The 16552-nt window shown below is 59.9% G+C and carries 15 protein-coding genes; 4 read left to right on the forward strand and 11 right to left on the reverse strand.

Annotated features, from left to right (window positions below; all coding sequences use genetic code 11):
- Positions 1 to 10 precede the first annotated feature (10 nt).
- Positions 11 to 604, reverse strand: a complete 594-nt coding sequence (gene pyrE / locus C4334_RS05125) for an orotate phosphoribosyltransferase (RefSeq protein ID WP_352431037.1) — start codon at positions 602 to 604, stop codon at positions 11 to 13.
- Between the two features lie 139 nt (positions 605 to 743).
- Here pyrE and C4334_RS05130 point away from each other — a divergent pair, with 139 nt between their 5' ends.
- Positions 744 to 1535, forward strand: a complete 792-nt coding sequence (locus C4334_RS05130) for a 3'-5' exonuclease (protein ID WP_352431008.1) — start codon at positions 744 to 746, stop codon at positions 1533 to 1535.
- Between the two features lie 145 nt (positions 1536 to 1680).
- Here C4334_RS05130 and C4334_RS05135 read toward each other — a convergent pair whose 3' ends face one another.
- The 6 genes from C4334_RS05135 to C4334_RS05160 form a co-directional block, all read right to left on the reverse strand.
- On the reverse strand, positions 1681 to 2295 hold the full coding sequence (locus tag C4334_RS05135; protein ID WP_352431009.1) for a YqaA family protein: 615 nt from the start codon (positions 2293 to 2295) through the stop codon (positions 1681 to 1683).
- A 45-nt stretch (positions 2296 to 2340) separates the two neighbouring features.
- Complete coding sequence (locus C4334_RS05140; RefSeq protein ID WP_352431010.1) at positions 2341 to 2994, reverse strand: YqaA family protein; 654 nt, start codon at positions 2992 to 2994, stop codon at positions 2341 to 2343.
- Between the two features lie 87 nt (positions 2995 to 3081).
- A complete protein-coding gene (locus C4334_RS05145; RefSeq protein ID WP_352431011.1) occupies positions 3082 to 3948 on the reverse strand; it encodes a hypothetical protein in 867 nt (288 codons plus the stop codon).
- Between the two features lie 262 nt (positions 3949 to 4210).
- Positions 4211 to 6370, reverse strand: coding sequence for a TolC family protein (locus C4334_RS05150; RefSeq protein WP_352431012.1), 2160 nt, complete (start codon positions 6368 to 6370; stop codon positions 4211 to 4213).
- Positions 6371 to 6428: 58 nt separating this feature from the next.
- Entirely contained in the window at positions 6429 to 9629 is a 3201-nt protein-coding gene (locus C4334_RS05155; protein ID WP_352431013.1) for an efflux RND transporter permease subunit, read from the reverse strand.
- Positions 9630 to 9668: 39 nt separating this feature from the next.
- Positions 9669 to 10979: an efflux RND transporter periplasmic adaptor subunit gene (locus tag C4334_RS05160; RefSeq protein WP_352431014.1), complete on the reverse strand. Its 1311-nt coding sequence runs from the start codon at positions 10977 to 10979 to the stop codon at positions 9669 to 9671.
- 259 nt (positions 10980 to 11238) lie between these two features.
- On the opposite strand from C4334_RS05160, the gene C4334_RS05165 reads away from it, so the two are divergent.
- The 3 genes from C4334_RS05165 to C4334_RS05175 all read left to right on the forward strand — a co-directional run bounded on the left by C4334_RS05165 (position 11239) and on the right by C4334_RS05175 (position 12866).
- Entirely contained in the window at positions 11239 to 11862 is a 624-nt protein-coding gene (locus C4334_RS05165; RefSeq protein ID WP_352431015.1) for an RNA polymerase sigma factor, read from the forward strand.
- Positions 11863 to 12024: 162 nt separating this feature from the next.
- Entirely contained in the window at positions 12025 to 12450 is a 426-nt protein-coding gene (locus C4334_RS05170) for a hypothetical protein (protein WP_352431016.1), read from the forward strand.
- Complete coding sequence (locus tag C4334_RS05175; protein WP_352431017.1) at positions 12447 to 12866, forward strand: Spy/CpxP family protein refolding chaperone; 420 nt, start codon at positions 12447 to 12449, stop codon at positions 12864 to 12866. Before C4334_RS05170 ends, C4334_RS05175 begins: the two co-directional genes overlap by 4 nt.
- Before the next feature lie 421 nt (positions 12867 to 13287).
- Here C4334_RS05175 and C4334_RS05180 read toward each other — a convergent pair whose 3' ends face one another.
- From C4334_RS05180 to C4334_RS05195, 4 genes are all read right to left on the reverse strand, one after another.
- Positions 13288 to 13791 carry a hypothetical protein gene (locus C4334_RS05180; RefSeq protein WP_352431018.1) on the reverse strand — a complete coding sequence of 168 codons (504 nt, stop codon included), beginning with the start codon at positions 13789 to 13791 and terminating at the stop codon, positions 13288 to 13290.
- Between the two features lie 602 nt (positions 13792 to 14393).
- Positions 14394 to 14915, reverse strand: coding sequence for a hypothetical protein (locus C4334_RS05185; RefSeq protein WP_352431019.1), 522 nt, complete (start codon positions 14913 to 14915; stop codon positions 14394 to 14396).
- Positions 14916 to 14994: 79 nt separating this feature from the next.
- The gene (locus tag C4334_RS05190) at positions 14995 to 15834 is read right to left on the reverse strand and encodes a DUF4198 domain-containing protein (protein ID WP_352431020.1); all 840 of its coding nucleotides are present in this window, start codon (positions 15832 to 15834) and stop codon (positions 14995 to 14997) included.
- A gap of 214 nt (positions 15835 to 16048) precedes the next feature.
- Positions 16049 to 16477, reverse strand: a complete 429-nt coding sequence (locus C4334_RS05195) for a cupredoxin domain-containing protein (protein WP_352431021.1) — start codon at positions 16475 to 16477, stop codon at positions 16049 to 16051.
- Between the last annotated feature and the right edge of the window lie 75 nt (positions 16478 to 16552).

A 16552-nucleotide genomic window follows, 5' to 3' on the forward strand; every position in this document is an offset into this window, starting at 1 on the left:
GCGCAACGGATCATTCCAACGAGCCCTCTCCTTTGCTCGTCCGGCTTCCCGGTTTGATCAACAGCTCGCCGCGCGCACAGGCTGGACAGTTGCCCGGTGCATACACGGGCACTTCCAACTTAGCCAAAGCGTGGCGCGGCACGCCGACATCGGCGCGCCCGCCCGAACGATCCACGATAGCGGCGGCGGCGACAACACGTCCGCCCGCTTGGCGCAAGACATCAATTGTTTCGCGCGTCGAGCCGCCTGTGGTCACCACATCTTCGACGACCAGGATGCTCTCGCCGGGACGCAGCGCGAATCCACGTCGCAAGCACATCCGCCCCTCTTCGCGCTCTGTCCAGATGAAACGCGCCCCGAGCGCGCGTGCCACTTCATAACCGATGATGATGCCGCCGAGCGCGGGGGCTGCCACCGTTTCAATCCGCTCCACCTGAAAGGCGCGCGCGATGGCTTGACCAAAGGCTTCGGCCTCGCGCGGATGCTGCAACAGCAACGCGCATTGCAAATAGTTTGTGCTGTGCAACCCGCTGGAGAGGAGGAAATGGCCTTCAAGCCACGCGCCCGTGTGGCGGAACCGTTCGATCACCTCTTCCTGACGCATAGTCAACTTCGCTCCATCATGCCTTCTCAACGTTTTGGGCTTGCCGCGTCTGCTTCGCGCAACCTTGTCCGATCATTGGTCCAGAAGCCAACGCAATAGTTGTCACGCTGATTTCGGTTCATGTTACAATGCGCTCGCCATGCCACCCTACCCCAATCTCGTGCCGACCTCGGAGCTTGCGCAAGAGACGGTGGAACTTGCGCGGCGCTTTGGCGGGCGCGTTCCGGCTCTGGTGGTGACCGATCAAGTCTTGCAGATTCGCTGTCTGGACGCAAAATCGGCCACAGCTTTGGTGCAAGATTTGATCGCCGACGATCCGCGTTTGCGCATCACGGGCGAAGGCGAGGTGGAACTGATCGCGCTTGCTCCCGTCGATGCCCTGCTCGAAGCGGATGATTTCGTCGTCGTTGATGTCGAGACCACGGGCGCGCGCACTCCACATTGCCGCATCACGGAGATCGGAGCCTATCGAATCAAAGGCAGCTCAATCGTCGCCGAGTTTCATCGATTGGTGAATCCGGAAACGCCCATCCCACCGTTCATCGTGACACTGACCGGCATCACCGATGCGATGGTCGAGCGCGCCCCACGCTTTGCCGACATCTTGCATGATTGGTTGGAGTTCATTCGCTGCTCGACGCTCGTCGCACACAACGCCGCCTTCGATTTGCGCTTCCTGAACAATGAAATAGATCGCCTCTTCCCCGGATACAGATTGGCCAACGAAAGCATCTGCACCGTCCGCTTGGCAAGAAGAATCTTGCCCGGTCTATCGAGCTATCGCCTCAGCTCGCTCGCGCGCTACTTTGACGTGCGCCTCGATCAACACCATCGCGCCGCTGGCGATGCCCTCGCCACAGCGCAGATCTTCCTTCAACTGCTGGCGCGCGTGCGGCACAGCAGCAGCGAAGCCTTTTCGTCGGTCGGCTAGATCCCGTCACGCCCGCATCGGCAGCCTCAACATCGTCCGCTGCTTCTTCGTCGGTCAACCAAGACCGCACTTCGAAAGCGCCGATGGGAGCAACGAACCGATTTCGCGCGAACTCATCTGGTCGGCGTGCGGTGTGCGTGCTGTCTCAACCCAACGATGGGCGCGTTCGCCACAAGCATCTCTTGGCGACGAAGAACGCGACTAAAGCGACGGCGACGACCAATCCGATCGCCGGGTAATGCTGGGCGACTATGGCGCTCGCGCGATCGCCATAACGCGCGGCAAGAAACGCTTCGAGCGAAAAGCGAAACGCGCGTCCGGCACCGATCGCCAGCGCGAATCGAACGAGGTTCAACCGAAAGACGCCAGCGGAAACGACGAAGAGCTTGAACGGAAAAGGCGGCGGCAAGATCGAAGCGACGAGCACAGCTAAAACGTCATAGCGCGCAATCCAACGCTCAACGCGCGCGCGTTTCTGCGTCGAAAAACGATCCAACGCGCGACGCCCAGCGCGATGCGCAATCCGGTAGAGCGCCACGCAGCCGATCACCGATCCAGCGGCCGCCGCTAAGACGTAGACCCAAGACCATGCCGGATGCGTCGCGGCCAACAGCATCAACGCCGCATCAGGACCACCGGGCAACGGGACGAGAGCTGAATCGAGCAACGCGATGGCGAACACGCCAAACACGCCGAAAGTCGTCAAATAGTGCGCTAGCTGCGCGAAACGACCGGTGAAAAAAGCAGGAAGTAGCATCATCGTATTGGATTGAAGTTAGAGCGAATTGCGAGAAGCCATTCCGAGCTATGGCGCCGCGCTCTCGCCAGTCTCGATCTCCTTGGCGGCTTTGGGCGCACGTCTTTTCAGCAGCAGGTAAACGATCAACCCAATTAACACGAGCGCAGCCACGATGCTGACGATCATCAAGCCGTTGTCTTTGAGAAAGAGCAGAACGCGCGCGCCGTAGAAGACGGCCAATGTTCCCTCGACGTAGTAGCGCAAGCTGCGTGCAATCATGATCGTCGCCATGAAGCGCCAGCGCGGATATTCGAGCGCGCCAGCCGTGGCGACGAAGATTTTGAACGGCATGGGCGGCGGCAGCAGGGCTGGGATCGCTAACGCGAAAAGCCCGAAACGGGCATAAGCTCGTTCGACGCGCTCGATATGCTCCGGTCGAAAGCGCGCGCGCAGCACCGCCTGCCCTCCGCGCCGCATGAGCGTGTAAAGCAGCGTGCAACCGATGACCGAGCCGAGCGCCGCGAAAAGCGGGAAATAGAAGACTTCGCGCGGCTCGCTGTAGCAACGCATGACGACTAAATAGTCGTTGATTTCGGGCAGCGACAACAACGAAGAATCGAGCGCGCCGATGACGACCATCGCCGGTCCGGCGATGTAGACCGGCACGCTGATGATGAACTGCTGCAGCCAATGGGCCGTTGCACGTAACCAATCGAACATCGCTTTCGAGTCTTGCACAAAAAAGCACGGCGTGTGAAGCGACCACGGCTTCGAAACCGAGCGCCATCTGAGTGCGGCATCAACCCATCAACGTGCGGGCGTGAAAACGGTTGGCGTATCGTATGTGACGCCGAAGGTGATGCCGGAACGCGGACTGAGGTCGGTTAATCCCTTGATGCCGGCAAAATCGAAGCGCAAACCGGCAGCCTGCACCTGCACGCCCAACCGCGCCTCGCCTTGCGATTCGGTGCCGAGCGGCGCGCGCCCGCGACGCACGTTGGCGCGCCCGTTCACTTCGCCCGCGAGGTTGATCCGACTGTTGAGCCTGTAGATGCCGGCTGCTCCGTAAAGCAACACATCGTTTTGCGTGAACGGTTGAAGCGGCGCGCTCAAAATGCCCAACCCGAGGTTGCCGAAAGCGTTCAAGCGACCGTCGCGCCCAAACCTCTTGCCGAACAGAAGCGCGCCATAAGCGTTGGTTTGATTGGTCCCGATGCCGCGCCCCTGATTCGAATTCGGCAGTTGGACGCCGAAGCGAAATCCGACCGCCGGTGCCCGGCGCGTCTCACTCCGTAGCTTGATCTTGGTCGAAAGCGTGAAATCACCGACATCGTTGGTGGAAAGAGTTCCGGGCGGAAAGCTGAGCGGAATGGCCGCTGGTCCCATCGAGTTGATGCTCAGGAAGTTCTGTGCAACGCCGGCGATTTGAAATTCGACGTTGGGCGCAAGCCCGACGTTGATGCCGACCACGCCTACCCGTGTCAGGTCGCCGCGTAGGCCCGAAAGCGGGAATTTGGCGTCCTGCACGAAATCTATGCCGACCTCGATGCGCGCGCTGCCCGGCGGGATGATGTCCACATCTTCGGTCAGGAGCGGACGTTGTTGCGCGCGCGGAGCGAGCGCGCAACAACAGAGCAGTGTCAGAACTTGCAGCAGCCTTTTCGCGCGATCCATTTCCCTCTCCCTCAGCCTCGCTCCGTTTCGGCGATTCTAGCAGACGCATGCAACAAGGCGCTACCCTAAAACGCCCGTCGAAAAGCGTCTTGATGATGCAAAGCTTTGCGGCGAGAAAACTGGTTCGCAAAGGCGCGGATTCCATCTCCATCCACGAAGATCATCCGAAGATTCAAAACCTTTTGGCAAAATAGCCAGTCCGGTCGCGCGAAAAGGGCCAGTTGTACGGCCGTTCGCCAAAAAGTCACGGGGCGCCTGTTCCTCACCTCGCTGCCGAATGGAGCGCTGATCCTACTTGATTGCTCCCTGAACCGGCATCGTCGAGCGATAGTTCGATGACGCCGGTCGTTTTGCGGACGCTGATGCGATTGACGGCGAGCGCGTTGCCGGTAGCACGTTGCAGCTCGGCAATGGCTTTGTTCAATTCAACTTGCGCGCGCAGTTCGTTGCCGCGCGCTGTAGCGAGCGCGGTTTGCCGTTCGAGCACGAAGAAAATGGTCGATTGTCCGGCGTCGAACTTACGCCGTTCGCTTTCGTACTGCTGCTCGGAAGCGGCGCGCGCCGTCGCCGCCGCGCGCAAACGCGACTCCGCCGTGCGCACCGCTTGCAGCGCGTTGCGTACGTCAACGGCGATCACCTCTTCGAGCTGTTTGCGCTGCGTGCGCAATCGCTCGCCCTCGACCAACGCGCGCCCGAGTTGCGCCTCTGCAGTTCTGTTGCGCAATGGCAAATTGATGGTGACGCCGACACGGAAATTGTTAAACCTGTTGGCGGCGAGATTCGTCAACGACTGTCCGTAGCCGCCGATGAGCAGCGGCGGAAAGGTTTGTGCCGGAGGCTGCGGCAGCGGCGGCAATCCGTTCAACCGCGACAACAGGTTGACGCGCTCGCGCAGTTGCGCCGACGCCGCCGTGAACGGATTGAAACTAGCGGTCGGCGACAGATCGCCCGCCAGTCCGGTGACGCCGTAGCTTGCGATCAGATCGACTTGGGGTTTGGTCTGCTCGCGATAGAAGCGTCGGTCCACCTCATTGATCTCTTGTGCCACATCGGATTGCTTCAATTCGGGGCGCTCGTTCAAAGCGGTGCGAATCGCCTCTTCCAGTCCGATGCGCGGCGGATCGAGATCGACCGCATCGGTGGGCACGAGCGCGACGCTCCAGATCGGCGACAGGCTATCTTCGGCAATCAGAAGTTTGAGCGCGTTCTCCGCACGGTTGACATCATCGAGCGCCGTGTAAACGCTCTGCTCGAAACCGGAGACCTGCGCTTCCGCGGCTACGACGTCGATAGGGGCAAGCAAACCTTCAGCTACCAGACGTTTGTTGTGTTCGAGCTGCTGGCGCGCATCGCGCACGGCATCGCGTTGAATCTGTAAGTTGCGTAGAGCGAAGACCAAATCCCAGTAGGCGCGCTGCACGGCGGTGATCGTCTCGATCGCTCGCTGTCGAAACTGCGCGTCGGTCAGAGAGAGGTTCTTTTTGGCGATCTCGATTTGGCGTCGGTATTGATCGAACCGCAATCCGCGCCAAACGGGCTGCGTGTAGTTGAAGGTCAACGCGGTCGGATACTGCGGATTGAGCGCGACGAACTGATTATCGGTCGTCAACCTGATGCTGGAAAAATCGATGCGATAGCCGCCGCCCAATTTCGGCGTCAGCCCTTCGAAACGGAGCGTGCCGGTGAAATCGGTCTGCGTCACTGCGCCGTTGGCTCCGCCGCTCAAGAAGCTAGCGACTGGCGTTTCAACCCGTTCGTAGTACGAGGTCGAACCGATGCGCGGATCATAAGCTCCGCGCGCCGCTTCCAGATCGAATTCGGCAAGGCGCACGTTCTGCCGTGCGACTTCAATATCCTTGTTGTTAGCTAGCGCCAACGCGATCGCTTCGCGCAACGAGATCGGGCGTTGTTTGGAAACATCGACTCCGACGCGCCCCCATTCAGGCAATGGGCGCAACGGCGCGCGATAGCCGGGCGCGATCTCCGGCACCGACGGCAGTTGTTCGGGCGCTGGAGCCGGCACGCTCTCGCGCCCCGGCGGGCGCAACTCCTGCGGCGCACCGCTCGGCGGCGTGCCACTTCCACCCGATGGTGCGCCTTGCGGCGTCTGCGGCGTCGGAGCGGTGGAAGGCGTCGGTCCTTGCGGTGCAGGCTGTACGCTCCGCTGAAGCTGCGTGCTCGGCAGCGACGGCGCGGCGTTGGACAAACCGACCGGCGCTTGCCCAGCGGGCGTGTTGGCTGATGGAGCCGCAAGCGACGACGGTTGTTGCCCCGTCGGATTGTTGGCTGAAGGTGCTGTGCCGGATGAAGGCGGCGCAACTGCGGTTCCCGGCGGCGCGCCCTGCTGGCGCGCAAACGACGCCGAGACGAGCGCGGCCGTGAGCAGAAGAGACAATGTGGATTGCCGAAAACGTCCGACCATGACTTTTCGATTTCCTGCTGCGATCGCAGACTGATTGAAGCGATCGCGCTTTCCGACCTTAGTGCCTGAAGATCAAAGCGAACAACAAGCCCGTGGCAGTCGCCGCGCGACGCCGCGCCCAAGCGAACGCCCCGCGCACACGCGCGCCAACGCGGCCCAAGATGCGACTGTGCCCGAGGTCATCGAAGAGCGAGTAGAAGACCGGCACGGCCAGAAGCGTCAACAACAAGCAGAGCGATTGGCCGCCCACCACCAACACGCCGATAGAACGGTTGGTCCCCGATCCCGGACCGCTTGAAATCGTCAGCGGGATCATGCCGGCAACGAGCGCGATGGTCGTCATCAGGATCGGACGCAAACGGTCGCGATTAGCCTGAATGATCGCTTCGTACCGGTCCATGCCCTGCGCGCGCAACTCATTCGTGTGGTCTATCTGCAGGATGGCGTTCTTCTTGACGATGCCGAAAAGCAGCAGGATGCCGAGCGCCGAAAAGATGTTCAGACGCTGTCCGGCGAGCAGCGTCGAAAGAAGCGCAAACGGCACGGCGAGCGGCAACGTCAGCAGGATCGTTACCGGATGGATGAAGGATTCGAACTGCGCCGCTAAGACCAAATACATGAAGATGATCGAAAGCAGAAAGGCCAGCGCAAAGGCGTTGACGGCATTTTGCAGCTCCCTGGATTGCCCCGTCACGCCGATGCGGTAGCCCGGCTCCATGTTCAGCTCCTGCGCATAGCGTTGAATCGCTTCGAGCGCGGCCCCTTCTGAACCGTTGGGCGCGACGCTGGCCGAGATCGTTACCTGTCGCTGACGGTTGATGCGATCGATGGAGGCTGGACTGGTCCCTTCCTCAAGGCGCACAACCTTTTCCAGTTCGACGGGCGCGCCCATGGCCGAGGCGACCGTGAACCGTCGGAGGCTTTCGCGACTCCGCCGGAAGGGTTCATCCGCCTGCAACACCACATCATACTGATACGACCCCTCGCTGTATGTGGTTACGCGCTGACCGGCAGCGAGGATGTTAAGCGCTTGGGCGATGTCGCCCGCCCGCACGCCGAGATCAGCCGCGCGCTTTCGCTCGACGATGATGCGCACTTCGGGGCTGCCCGGCTCAAGCGAACGCGAAGCATCGCGGATATTTGGGTCTTGCTTGACCTTTTCCAACAGTCTTTGTGAGTACTCATCAAGCTTTTCGATCTCTGGCCCGGCGACGTAGAACGCGAGCGAAGAAGCACGCCCCGTGCCGATGCTCGCGCCGATCGAGGATGAGCCGGAAACGCCGATTTCGTACTCTTTCGGGTATTTGCGCAACAACGCGCGCGTTTTTTGAATGAGCTCCGTTTGCGAGTACTGGCGCTTTTCGACCGGCACCAGCCGGACCAGCACGAAACCGCCGTTTGGACCGCTGCCGCGGCCGAAACCGGCGATGGCGAGCGTGTTCTCCACGCCGGGGATCTGCTCGCGTATGTCACGCGCGATGCGATCAAGCACCGACTGCGTCGCCGCAAGGCTCGTCCCCTGCGGCATGCGCAGGAAGACCTGGTAAGTGGATTCGTCTTCGTCGGGCAAGAAGTTCATGCCGACGGCCCGGTAGAGCGGCCAGATCGACGCGACCGTCAACGCGCAGAGCAGAACGACGACGAGCCGGTGCGCCATGGACCACTCAAGCATGCGCGTGTAAGTGCGATCGATCAGACGATAGAAGCGCGAATCGCGCGATGAAGCATGCGCGGTCGCATCAGTGAAGACCGGAGGTTCGTTGCTGGCCGCGGACGCCTCTTCTCTCCTCAGCCAGCGCGCAGCCAACATCGGCGTCAAGGTGAAAGAGACGAGCAAGCTCACTGCGATGGCAGCAGCCGAAGTCAAACCGAACGACGACATGAAGCGCCCGACGATGCCGCGCATGAATCCGACCGGGACGAAGACGGCCAGCAGCGAAAGCGTCGTCGCCATCACCGCCAGTCCGATCTCGCGCGTCGCCTCGATCGCCGCTTGAAACGGCGCCATCCCCTTCTCTTCGATGAAGCGGTAGATGTTCTCCAGAACGACGATGGCGTCATCGATCACGATGCCGACCATCAAAGTCAAGGCGAGCATCGTCATTTGGTTGAGCGAATACCCAAGCGCAGCGATGAAGGCAAATGCCGAGATGATCGAGGCTGGGATGGCGAACGCAGCGATCAGCGTTGAGCGGAAGTTCCACAAGAAGATGAAGACGACCAAGGCGGCGAGCAGACCGCCGACGATCAGGTGCTCTTCGATGGCATGCAGGGAGTTTTCGATGAACTCGGATTGATCGCGCGTCACTGCCACCTTGAAATCAGACGGTAGCAGCGGTCGGATCTCTTCCATGCGCTGCTTGACGGCGCGAATGACGGCCATCGTGTTGGCACCTGATTGCTTGCGCACAGCGACCGAGACGGACGGCACGCCGTTCAACGAAGCGGCTGAAGTCGGGTCGGCGCCTCCATCCTCGACGCGCCCGATGTCGCGAATGCGCACCGGATATCGGTTCTTGGTGGTGATAACGATGTCGTTGAAGTCACCGACCCGCTCGACGCGGCTCATCGTCCGCAAGTTCACGCGACGCGCGCCTTCGTCAAGGCTTCCGCCGGGCAGTTCGAGATTCTGTGTCCGCAAAGCATTGGCGACATCGGTCACCGAAAGGCTGTAGGCGCGCATCTTCTCCGGATCGAGGTAGATTTTGATCTGCCTTGGCCGCGCGCCGTAGATGAAAACTTCGCCGACGCCATCAACCGATTCAAGTCGCTCGCGTACTTGTTTATCGACGATGTCGGTCAATTCGACGATGGGACGTGGCGCGCTGACGGCGTACTGAATGATGGGCGCCGAATCGGGATCGGATTTTTGCACGATGGGTGGATCGGCCGTCTCCGGCAACCGGTTGAGTATCGTGCTCACTTTATCGCGCACTTCTTGCGCTGCCACGTCCGGGTCTTTTTCGAGGTTGAAGGTGATCGTGACGTTCGAGCGTCCTTGCGACGAACTCGAACGCATCTCTTCGATGCCCGGTACGGTATTGACCGCGCCTTCGATGACGTCCGTGATTTCGGTCTCGATCTCCTGGGGAGCAGCGCCCGGATTGCTGGTCGAAATGGTGACCGTCGGCAAGTCGATCTTCGGGAAACGGTCGACGCCGAGTCGAAAGAACGAGAACCCTCCGATCACCGTCAGAATGAGGATGATAACGGTGGCGAAGACCGGTCGTCGGACGCAAATTTCCGCTAGCTTCTGCATAAAAGACCTCGCACTCCGTGGCTCGCCCCAGCGCGCTCGTTACGACACCGGACGGATTTTGGCTCCCTCGTAAAGTTGCGGCAGGTTGCTCGTCGCGACCACTTCACCATCGTTGACGCCGGAAATGATCTGGACCATGTCGCCCTCCTCTTCGCCAAGCTGCACGACGCGCAGACGCGCCACGCCGCCTTGAACGACGAAGACGCGGTATGACTGCGTGCTTTGATCGCGAAGCACGGCGGCGCGTGGCACGAGCACTACCCGTTGCCCTTGGCCGCGCAAGATGCGCACCTTGGCGAACATTCCGGAACGAAGCGCATTATCGCCGTTCTCGATCTCGGCTTCGACGATCGCCGAGCGCGATGCCGGATCGATCGCCGGATTGACAGCTACGACGCGACCAGCGAAACGGCGCTGCGGAAAGGCCTCCACCTCCACGGAGACGCTCATCCCCGGTCGGATGAAAGGGGCTTCGGCCTCCGGGACCTGCGCTTGCAACTTGATCGGATTGGTCCGCAGCAGCGTGACGATCACCGATGCCGGCGTGACATATTCGCCAACGGCCACCGGGCGATTGCTGATGTAACCGGAGTAAGGGGCGCGAATTACCGTGTCGGACAAAGCTTTTTGCGCGATGGCGAGTTGCGCGCGCGCGCCTTCGACAGCCGCTTCCGCCGTGCGGATCGCTTCGTTGTTCTGACGCGCCGCGTTGATCGCCGCTTCCAATTGCTCGCGGGCGCTGTTGGCGCGCGCGCGCGCCGTGTCGCGTTGCGTGCGATATTGATCATAGATGTTGCGCGCGACATCGCCCGTCTCGACCAGTTCACGGTAACGCTTTTCGTTGGCTTCGGCAAGCTGTAGTTCGGCAAGCGCCTGCTCGTAGTTGGCGCGCGCGGCGCGGACCTCGGGGATCGTCTCGGCGTTGAAACCGCCGCCACCGCGCAATCCAAGTCGCGCTTCAGCTTGGCGCACTGCCGCTTCAGTTTGACGCAAATTGGCGCGCGCCTGCTCGACGCGCAGGCGCGCGTCCCGATCATCCAGACGCGCGATGACCGCTCCTTGACGAACAAAGGCGCCGACGTTGACCAGTGTGGCGACGACCTGACCGGAGATCTGTGGCGCAACGTCGGAGGTCTCTTCTGCAACTAAACTCCCCGTAGCTTGAATGAAACTTGAGACTTCGCGCGCCACGGCGGTCGTGGTCGTGACGGCGACCGGCGGCAGTTCAGCCCCGCTTGCAACAGCGCCGTTTTCTTCGCGCGCTGCCGATCGGTTGCAAGCCACGCTCCCGATGGCGAGGATGAAAGGGATGATCAAAGCGCTCGATTTGACCTTTGCAAACAACGACATGATCCCTCGCGTCCGCCTGCGCTTAAAGACGTCCACACCGTCCTTCGGGTTACAACTTTCTCCCGCTGTAAGTTGTTCCGAAAGAGGCGAATCGAAGTTGTTCCGAAAGAGGCGAATCGCCGCGCGGCGCAAAGTATGGTGCACGCCTTTTCACGCTTCTGTCACGCCCAAGTGGAACATATGACACGAAGCGGGGCTTGCGCAAATCGCGACGCGTGGAGCAAGATTCAACAGCGCGCCGAGCCGCTTGAGCTGAACGATGGACGAGGCGAAAAGTACGAGCACAGTTGAGACCAACGCTGCGCCATCCGCCCTCTGTTCCGATGCAACGCTGGCGGCACGCGCCTGCGCTGGAGACGAAGCGGCGTTCGAGGAGCTTTTCAATCGTCACCGCCGCCGCGTAGCATTGATCGCTGGACGCTTCTTCCGCCGCCGCGAACAGATCGAGGAGATCGTACAAGAAAGCTTCACCAAAGCCTACTTCGCCCTGAAAGATTTCGTCAACGCGCAGGAGCAATCCTTCGCCGCGTGGATTGCGCGCATCGCCTTCAATGCGTGCTATGATGAGTTGCGCCGTGCGGCGCGCCGCCCGGAAAATGCGACGGGCGAACCGTCGGACGAAGAAGCCGAGTGGTTGCGCGAAAAGGCCTTCGTCGCTGGGCCGGAACACGATGTGGAGGCCAGCGCCATCGCGCGCGATCTCGCTGAAAAGCTGCTTTCGCGTCTCAATCCAGAAGACCGCCTGCTCCTCGTCATGCTTGAGGTCGAGGAGATGTCGGTCGCTGAAATCGCCGCGATCACGCGATGGTCGCCGTCCAAAGTGAAAGTGCGCGCTCACCGTGCACGCCTTGCGCTCAGGCGCGCGCTGCGACGCTTGCTGTGAGCGTTCGCCACGAGCGGAACACACGTTGCGGAGGCGATTGAACCAACGTTTTCCAGCCAAACAAACGGCAAAAGATCGGGAAGATTTTGTAACCGGTTCAAGCGAACGACCGTTTTCACCCCCGGGGGGTTCGTCCGCTTCGATCGAAAGCGAAGGCAGCAGATGTTCAACCGAAACCGCGCCAATCAGGAAGATGTTCTCGACAAAGTGGGGCGAGCGCTCGTGCGCGCCGCGGCCAGAGCGGGCGAAGCGGACGCCGAGCGCGTGGCGGATGCGCCCTACCTTTTCACGCGCGTGCGAGCGCGCATCGCCGAGCGACAAAGGGCTAAAGATGAAAGCGGCCTGCTCTTTCTCGCGCTCTTTCGCCGCACGGTTCCCCTCATGGCGCTGGCGACCATTCTGGCTCTGATGCTGCTTTGGTTCGGCAACGGCGGAGTGTCCGGCGCCGCTTTTAACGACGATCTATTGCTCGGCATCAACCAGAGCGCGGCGGAAAGGTGGCTCTTTTCCGAACGCCGCGCGCTCTCCAACGATGAACTTTTAACGACGATCCTGACGCGCGAAGACCGTCCCGGAAACAACCGATGACCCCAAGAGATCGAACCAAATTGAAGATCGTCGCCGCCATGCTCGGCATCTTCGTTCTCGGCTGCGTCACGGGCGCCGCGCTCAGCACACTCTATCAGCTCCGCGCACACGGAACCGACCGCCAGCCCTACAACCGAAGCGGTCCAGGAGACAAAAGGGAGGCTTTCTTCGAACAACTTCGCCGCGACTTAAACTTGACCGAAGAACAGGCCACGCAAATTCGCCAAATACTCGATCAAACGCGCGACGAATTCCGCCGGCTGCGCGCCGAAGTCCGCCCGCGCTACGACGCTATACGCCAGAACGCTGACGCGCGTATTCGCGCCGTGCTCACGCCGGAGCAACGCGCACGCTTCGATGCCATCGTCGCGCAGAAAGAGGCCGAACGCAACGAAGCCGAAAAGCGTGAACGCTAGCGGCTCAGTATCTACCCGCTCGGCAACCGCTTGGTACGATAGAATCCTTGCCAAAATAAGCAGTTGAATCTCCCGTTCGATGCCCAAATCGTTCGGTTACGCTCCACCAAGCCGGTGATTAAAAGAGACGCTGATCACAGCGGAAGGGCGACGGCGGCGAGCTTGCTGGGGCGGCAGAGGTCAGAGCACCGCCTAGACAAACGCGGGCGAAGCTGTCGCCGGACCAGCCGGAGCGGTTGTAAGGAACGGCAGAGTTCTAAGCACTATCTAGACAGAGGCGGGAGAGGCTGACGATTCCGGGCTAACCGAAGCGGCTCTTCTCTTCATCGCGTTGCGAATAACGGACCGTCTTGTTCAGCCTCGCCAATCGGGGCGGTTCAACGAAAGAATTAGAACAAGAACGCGGCAACTGCTTTCAAGATCAGATCCGCCAATCGGGCGGTTCAACCCTTTCGCGCTCACGTTTTTGTTCCTCTTCACGCCATACCCTAGAAGGTGGCTCGTTCAAACGAGGAGCTTGAGAACCACTCTCTTCCCGACGCTCTTCGTAGAGCGCCTTTCCCGACTCGCCCAACAAAAACCAGAACGTGAAAATAGCCAGAGCCGTGCCCAATGGGACATGCAAGGCGTAAAGCGCGCCCATGACAAACGCCAAAGGACGTGCCCATCTCCTCTTTTTCAGCAGCCCGACGCCGGTAAATATCGATCCGCCTCCCGTCAATAGACCATAGAACACGAGCGCGACCACAAAGACGAAGAAAGGGAACATTGGCGTGAAGAAGTCGTCTGAAGAACCGGGAAGTCTGCTGATCAAGCCGAAGAAGAACGCGAAATACATCGCCAAGATTAAACTGCCCGCGACTTGAACGGCTCCGAGAACTATGTACCCAATGCCAAGCAATCTGTTCTTTTCATCTGCACTCATAGGGCTTTCAGCGACCCCCCTGAATCTCAAATCTCGTCGAACATCAAACGAAGCGCCGCAAAAGCAGAAGACCCATTCGACTTAACTGACCCTCTTTGAGCAAGCGACGTCCGCTTTAACGAGGTCATTTTAGCTACGCGCTCGATCTACGACAAGGGAGATTCGCGTCCAGCAAACGAGGTCCGTAGCGACGCAGCCGATCTCGCAAAGCTTTGTCGGCTGCAAGTTTTGAACGGCCCGCCCTTGTGGAAAGCTAATCGCACTCGTCATCCAAACCATGTTTTAATGGAACCACAGCCGGATCGAAAAAGAAGGAAGGAGCGATGCGTCACGCAGCGATTACGACGTCGCTTGACGTCAATGAGGAGCGCTGCGTGAGCCGCTGAGCGGCGCCACAACGCTTATCAACCGGCAAGCTCACATCTTCACTCCGTCCTCTTCCGCGAACTCGTCGTTCGGTTAGTCGCGCGCCGCTCGTGCATGTTCGAGGCGAGATTGACCGACTCGATCTAAGCGGCCAAAAGCGCGAGCATCTCCTGACTCGCAGGAGCGACTGCGGGCCAATGATCCTTCCTTGAAACTCGTCGAAAAAGACGAGCGAACTACGACTCTTGCCCTGCGGTTCGCCGTGCGATGATGGCACGCAAGGTTTCGAGCGCTTCGGCAGTCCGGCCAGCCATGACTTGTTCGCTGAATTTGATGTACTGTCGCGCCAATTCGTCGATCGTTCGTGCATCCTCACCGATCAGTTCGAGCACGGTTCGCATGAGGTCGTCTTGCGTCGGCTGTGTTCGAGTTTGCAGCATACGCACGTGGTTGACGATGCGCATTGCCGGGCTGTCGAGTTGACGATGAAAGGAGATGATCGCTTCTTCGAGCGCGCGCAATTCTCGTTCGCGCCAATTAGCGCGCCACAAGGCAAACCCGAACGCGATTGCGATCAGCAAGAAGAGCGCGCGAAAGAACGCCTGTGTCGCCCCGGGGGAGAACAGCTCGGCGACGAAGCTTGCAGGAAGATCCGCTTCGGCGCTCATGCGCACGTGCATCGCGGCATCTATACCCCACATCAAGAGTCCAAGGCCGACGCCGAAAATGATCTCTTTGTAACGGCGTATCAAGCTCATCAACGGCATCCTCTGAGCGAATCAAAAACCTCCTCTCGGCCCGGCACCGAGAAGAATCATCGCTCAACATAGCGCGGCTTCATCTCAATTCGAACGTCAAGGTCGCCCACTTCGATTCATAATCCAAGTGCGGTTCCGAAACGCGCGTCATATGGATCGTTTTCACATACCACTTGCCACGACTCCTCAAGCGGAACCGTGCGACTCCATTTCGATCAGTTCGCGCGGAGATCTCCCGCGACAACCTCCCGTTCAGTTCGTATCCGGCGAGCATGAACTGATCGGCGACTGGCTTTCCGTCTTTCAAAAAAAGCACTTCAAGCACCTGTCCCGGGCGGAGCGCATACGGGTTCGAAACAGGGACGATCTCCACCGGATACCCGAGCAGGGTCTTGTAATCATCCGTCCTTTCGTCTCCAACTTGTAGGATGGCGCGCACGTGCTTGGAATATCGCTCGCGAACGTCCTTGTTCAACTCGCCTCGGCGACGTCTCTCCGCTAAAGTATCTGGCAATCCGTCATGCGCCAAGTATTCGTTGAAATCCTTGGCTCGTAACTCTATTTCGCGAGGAGCCGTCGATACGCCAACGACGTAAGTCCCTGCGCCTTTGGTCTCGATATCGAGCATGGTCGTCTGCGCTTCATCGCGCCACTGTTCTGCGGATGGGCGCACGACATCTCCACCGGGCAGGACGACGCGCGCATCGCGCAAGCGTTCGCGCCGCACTATGCCGTCGCTTGTTTGAAAAGTCCCGTTGAGCAGTTTGACCGTGGCACGCGTCCCAGGTTTCAGAAAGTAGGTATCAAGCTTCAAGAACAGGTCGTGTGCGAAGACGCCACACATCCCAACGCCGATGAGCAAAGGCACGCAGAAAGCCCATTTCCTCGCGCGATGCAATCCGTCCCTTTCGCTAAACACCTTCCGTTGGTCTTCTAGTCTCATCTCTACCTAGCACCTCTGACCGAGGTCATGCTCTTCGCCTGAGAATATAGACAGCTCACACGACTAGAGCGACTCCACGCTCTCAGCACATTTTAAACCGCAACGACGCGCTGCTTTGTCATCCCCGATCATCCTTGGGCACGCACCGACACGGCTGAAGTATTATCAACGCTCCCCTCGCCGTTTGCTCCTAAACGGCGGGACCATCCGGCTCGACGATCAATCTTCCACGCAGCATTCGCATGCCGCAAGTGAAAGCGTACTCACCGGGTTTATCTGGCGTAAATTCTACGACGGTCGTCTGAAACGGCGGAAGATCGCGCACGATTCCGAAATCGCTGAAGATGACCTGTTCGCTGCACGAGGCCGTCTCTTCACGCCGGAACTTCAGCCGCACGGGCCGCCCTTGTTTGACGATGATCGTATCGGGCGAATAGCCGCCCTTGACCGTAATTGAAATCTCTTGTGCTCCACCTTCGGTCGCCTTCGCCGCAACGCCTTGACGCTCGCCGAAGAAGTACCAGAGCACGAAGATGATCGCCGCCGCGCCAGCGACGATCACCGCCCATTCGCTTCCATCCAATGTCGCCGATGTTGTCGCCCAAATCCAGATGCTCATCTTTCCTCACCGCGGAGATCATTCGCAAACGCGGTCTCGGCGATGCGCCGCGAACGGTTGAACACTCATAAACTT

Origin of the sequence: Pyrinomonas sp. (assembly GCF_040289685.1) — a bacterium.
In the GTDB taxonomy this organism is placed as follows: Bacteria; Acidobacteriota; Blastocatellia; order Pyrinomonadales; family Pyrinomonadaceae; genus Pyrinomonas.

Bases quoted from the DNA above. Each gene is read 5' to 3' on its own strand.
- C4334_RS05130 (WP_352431008.1), top strand. From the start codon at position 744: ATGCCACCCTACCCCAATCTCGTGCCGACCTCGGAGCTTGCGCAAGAG.
- C4334_RS05185 (WP_352431019.1), bottom strand. From the start codon at position 14,915: ATGAGCTTGATACGCCGTTACAAAGAGATCATTTTCGGCGTCGGCCTT.
- pyrE (WP_352431037.1), bottom strand. From the start codon at position 604: ATGCGTCAGGAAGAGGTGATCGAACGGTTCCGCCACACGGGCGCGTGG.
- C4334_RS05135 (WP_352431009.1), bottom strand. From the start codon at position 2,295: ATGATGCTACTTCCTGCTTTTTTCACCGGTCGTTTCGCGCAGCTAGCG.
- C4334_RS05160 (WP_352431014.1), bottom strand. From the start codon at position 10,979: ATGTCGTTGTTTGCAAAGGTCAAATCGAGCGCTTTGATCATCCCTTTC.
- C4334_RS05170 (WP_352431016.1), top strand. From the start codon at position 12,025: ATGTTCAACCGAAACCGCGCCAATCAGGAAGATGTTCTCGACAAAGTG.
- C4334_RS05150 (WP_352431012.1), bottom strand. From the start codon at position 6,370: ATGGTCGGACGTTTTCGGCAATCCACATTGTCTCTTCTGCTCACGGCC.
- C4334_RS05175 (WP_352431017.1), top strand. From the start codon at position 12,447: ATGACCCCAAGAGATCGAACCAAATTGAAGATCGTCGCCGCCATGCTC.
- C4334_RS05155 (WP_352431013.1), bottom strand. From the start codon at position 9,629: ATGCAGAAGCTAGCGGAAATTTGCGTCCGACGACCGGTCTTCGCCACC.
- C4334_RS05195 (WP_352431021.1), bottom strand. From the start codon at position 16,477: ATGAGCATCTGGATTTGGGCGACAACATCGGCGACATTGGATGGAAGC.
- C4334_RS05145 (WP_352431011.1), bottom strand. From the start codon at position 3,948: ATGGATCGCGCGAAAAGGCTGCTGCAAGTTCTGACACTGCTCTGTTGT.
- C4334_RS05165 (WP_352431015.1), top strand. From the start codon at position 11,239: ATGGACGAGGCGAAAAGTACGAGCACAGTTGAGACCAACGCTGCGCCA.
- C4334_RS05140 (WP_352431010.1), bottom strand. From the start codon at position 2,994: ATGTTCGATTGGTTACGTGCAACGGCCCATTGGCTGCAGCAGTTCATC.
- C4334_RS05180 (WP_352431018.1), bottom strand. From the start codon at position 13,791: ATGAGTGCAGATGAAAAGAACAGATTGCTTGGCATTGGGTACATAGTT.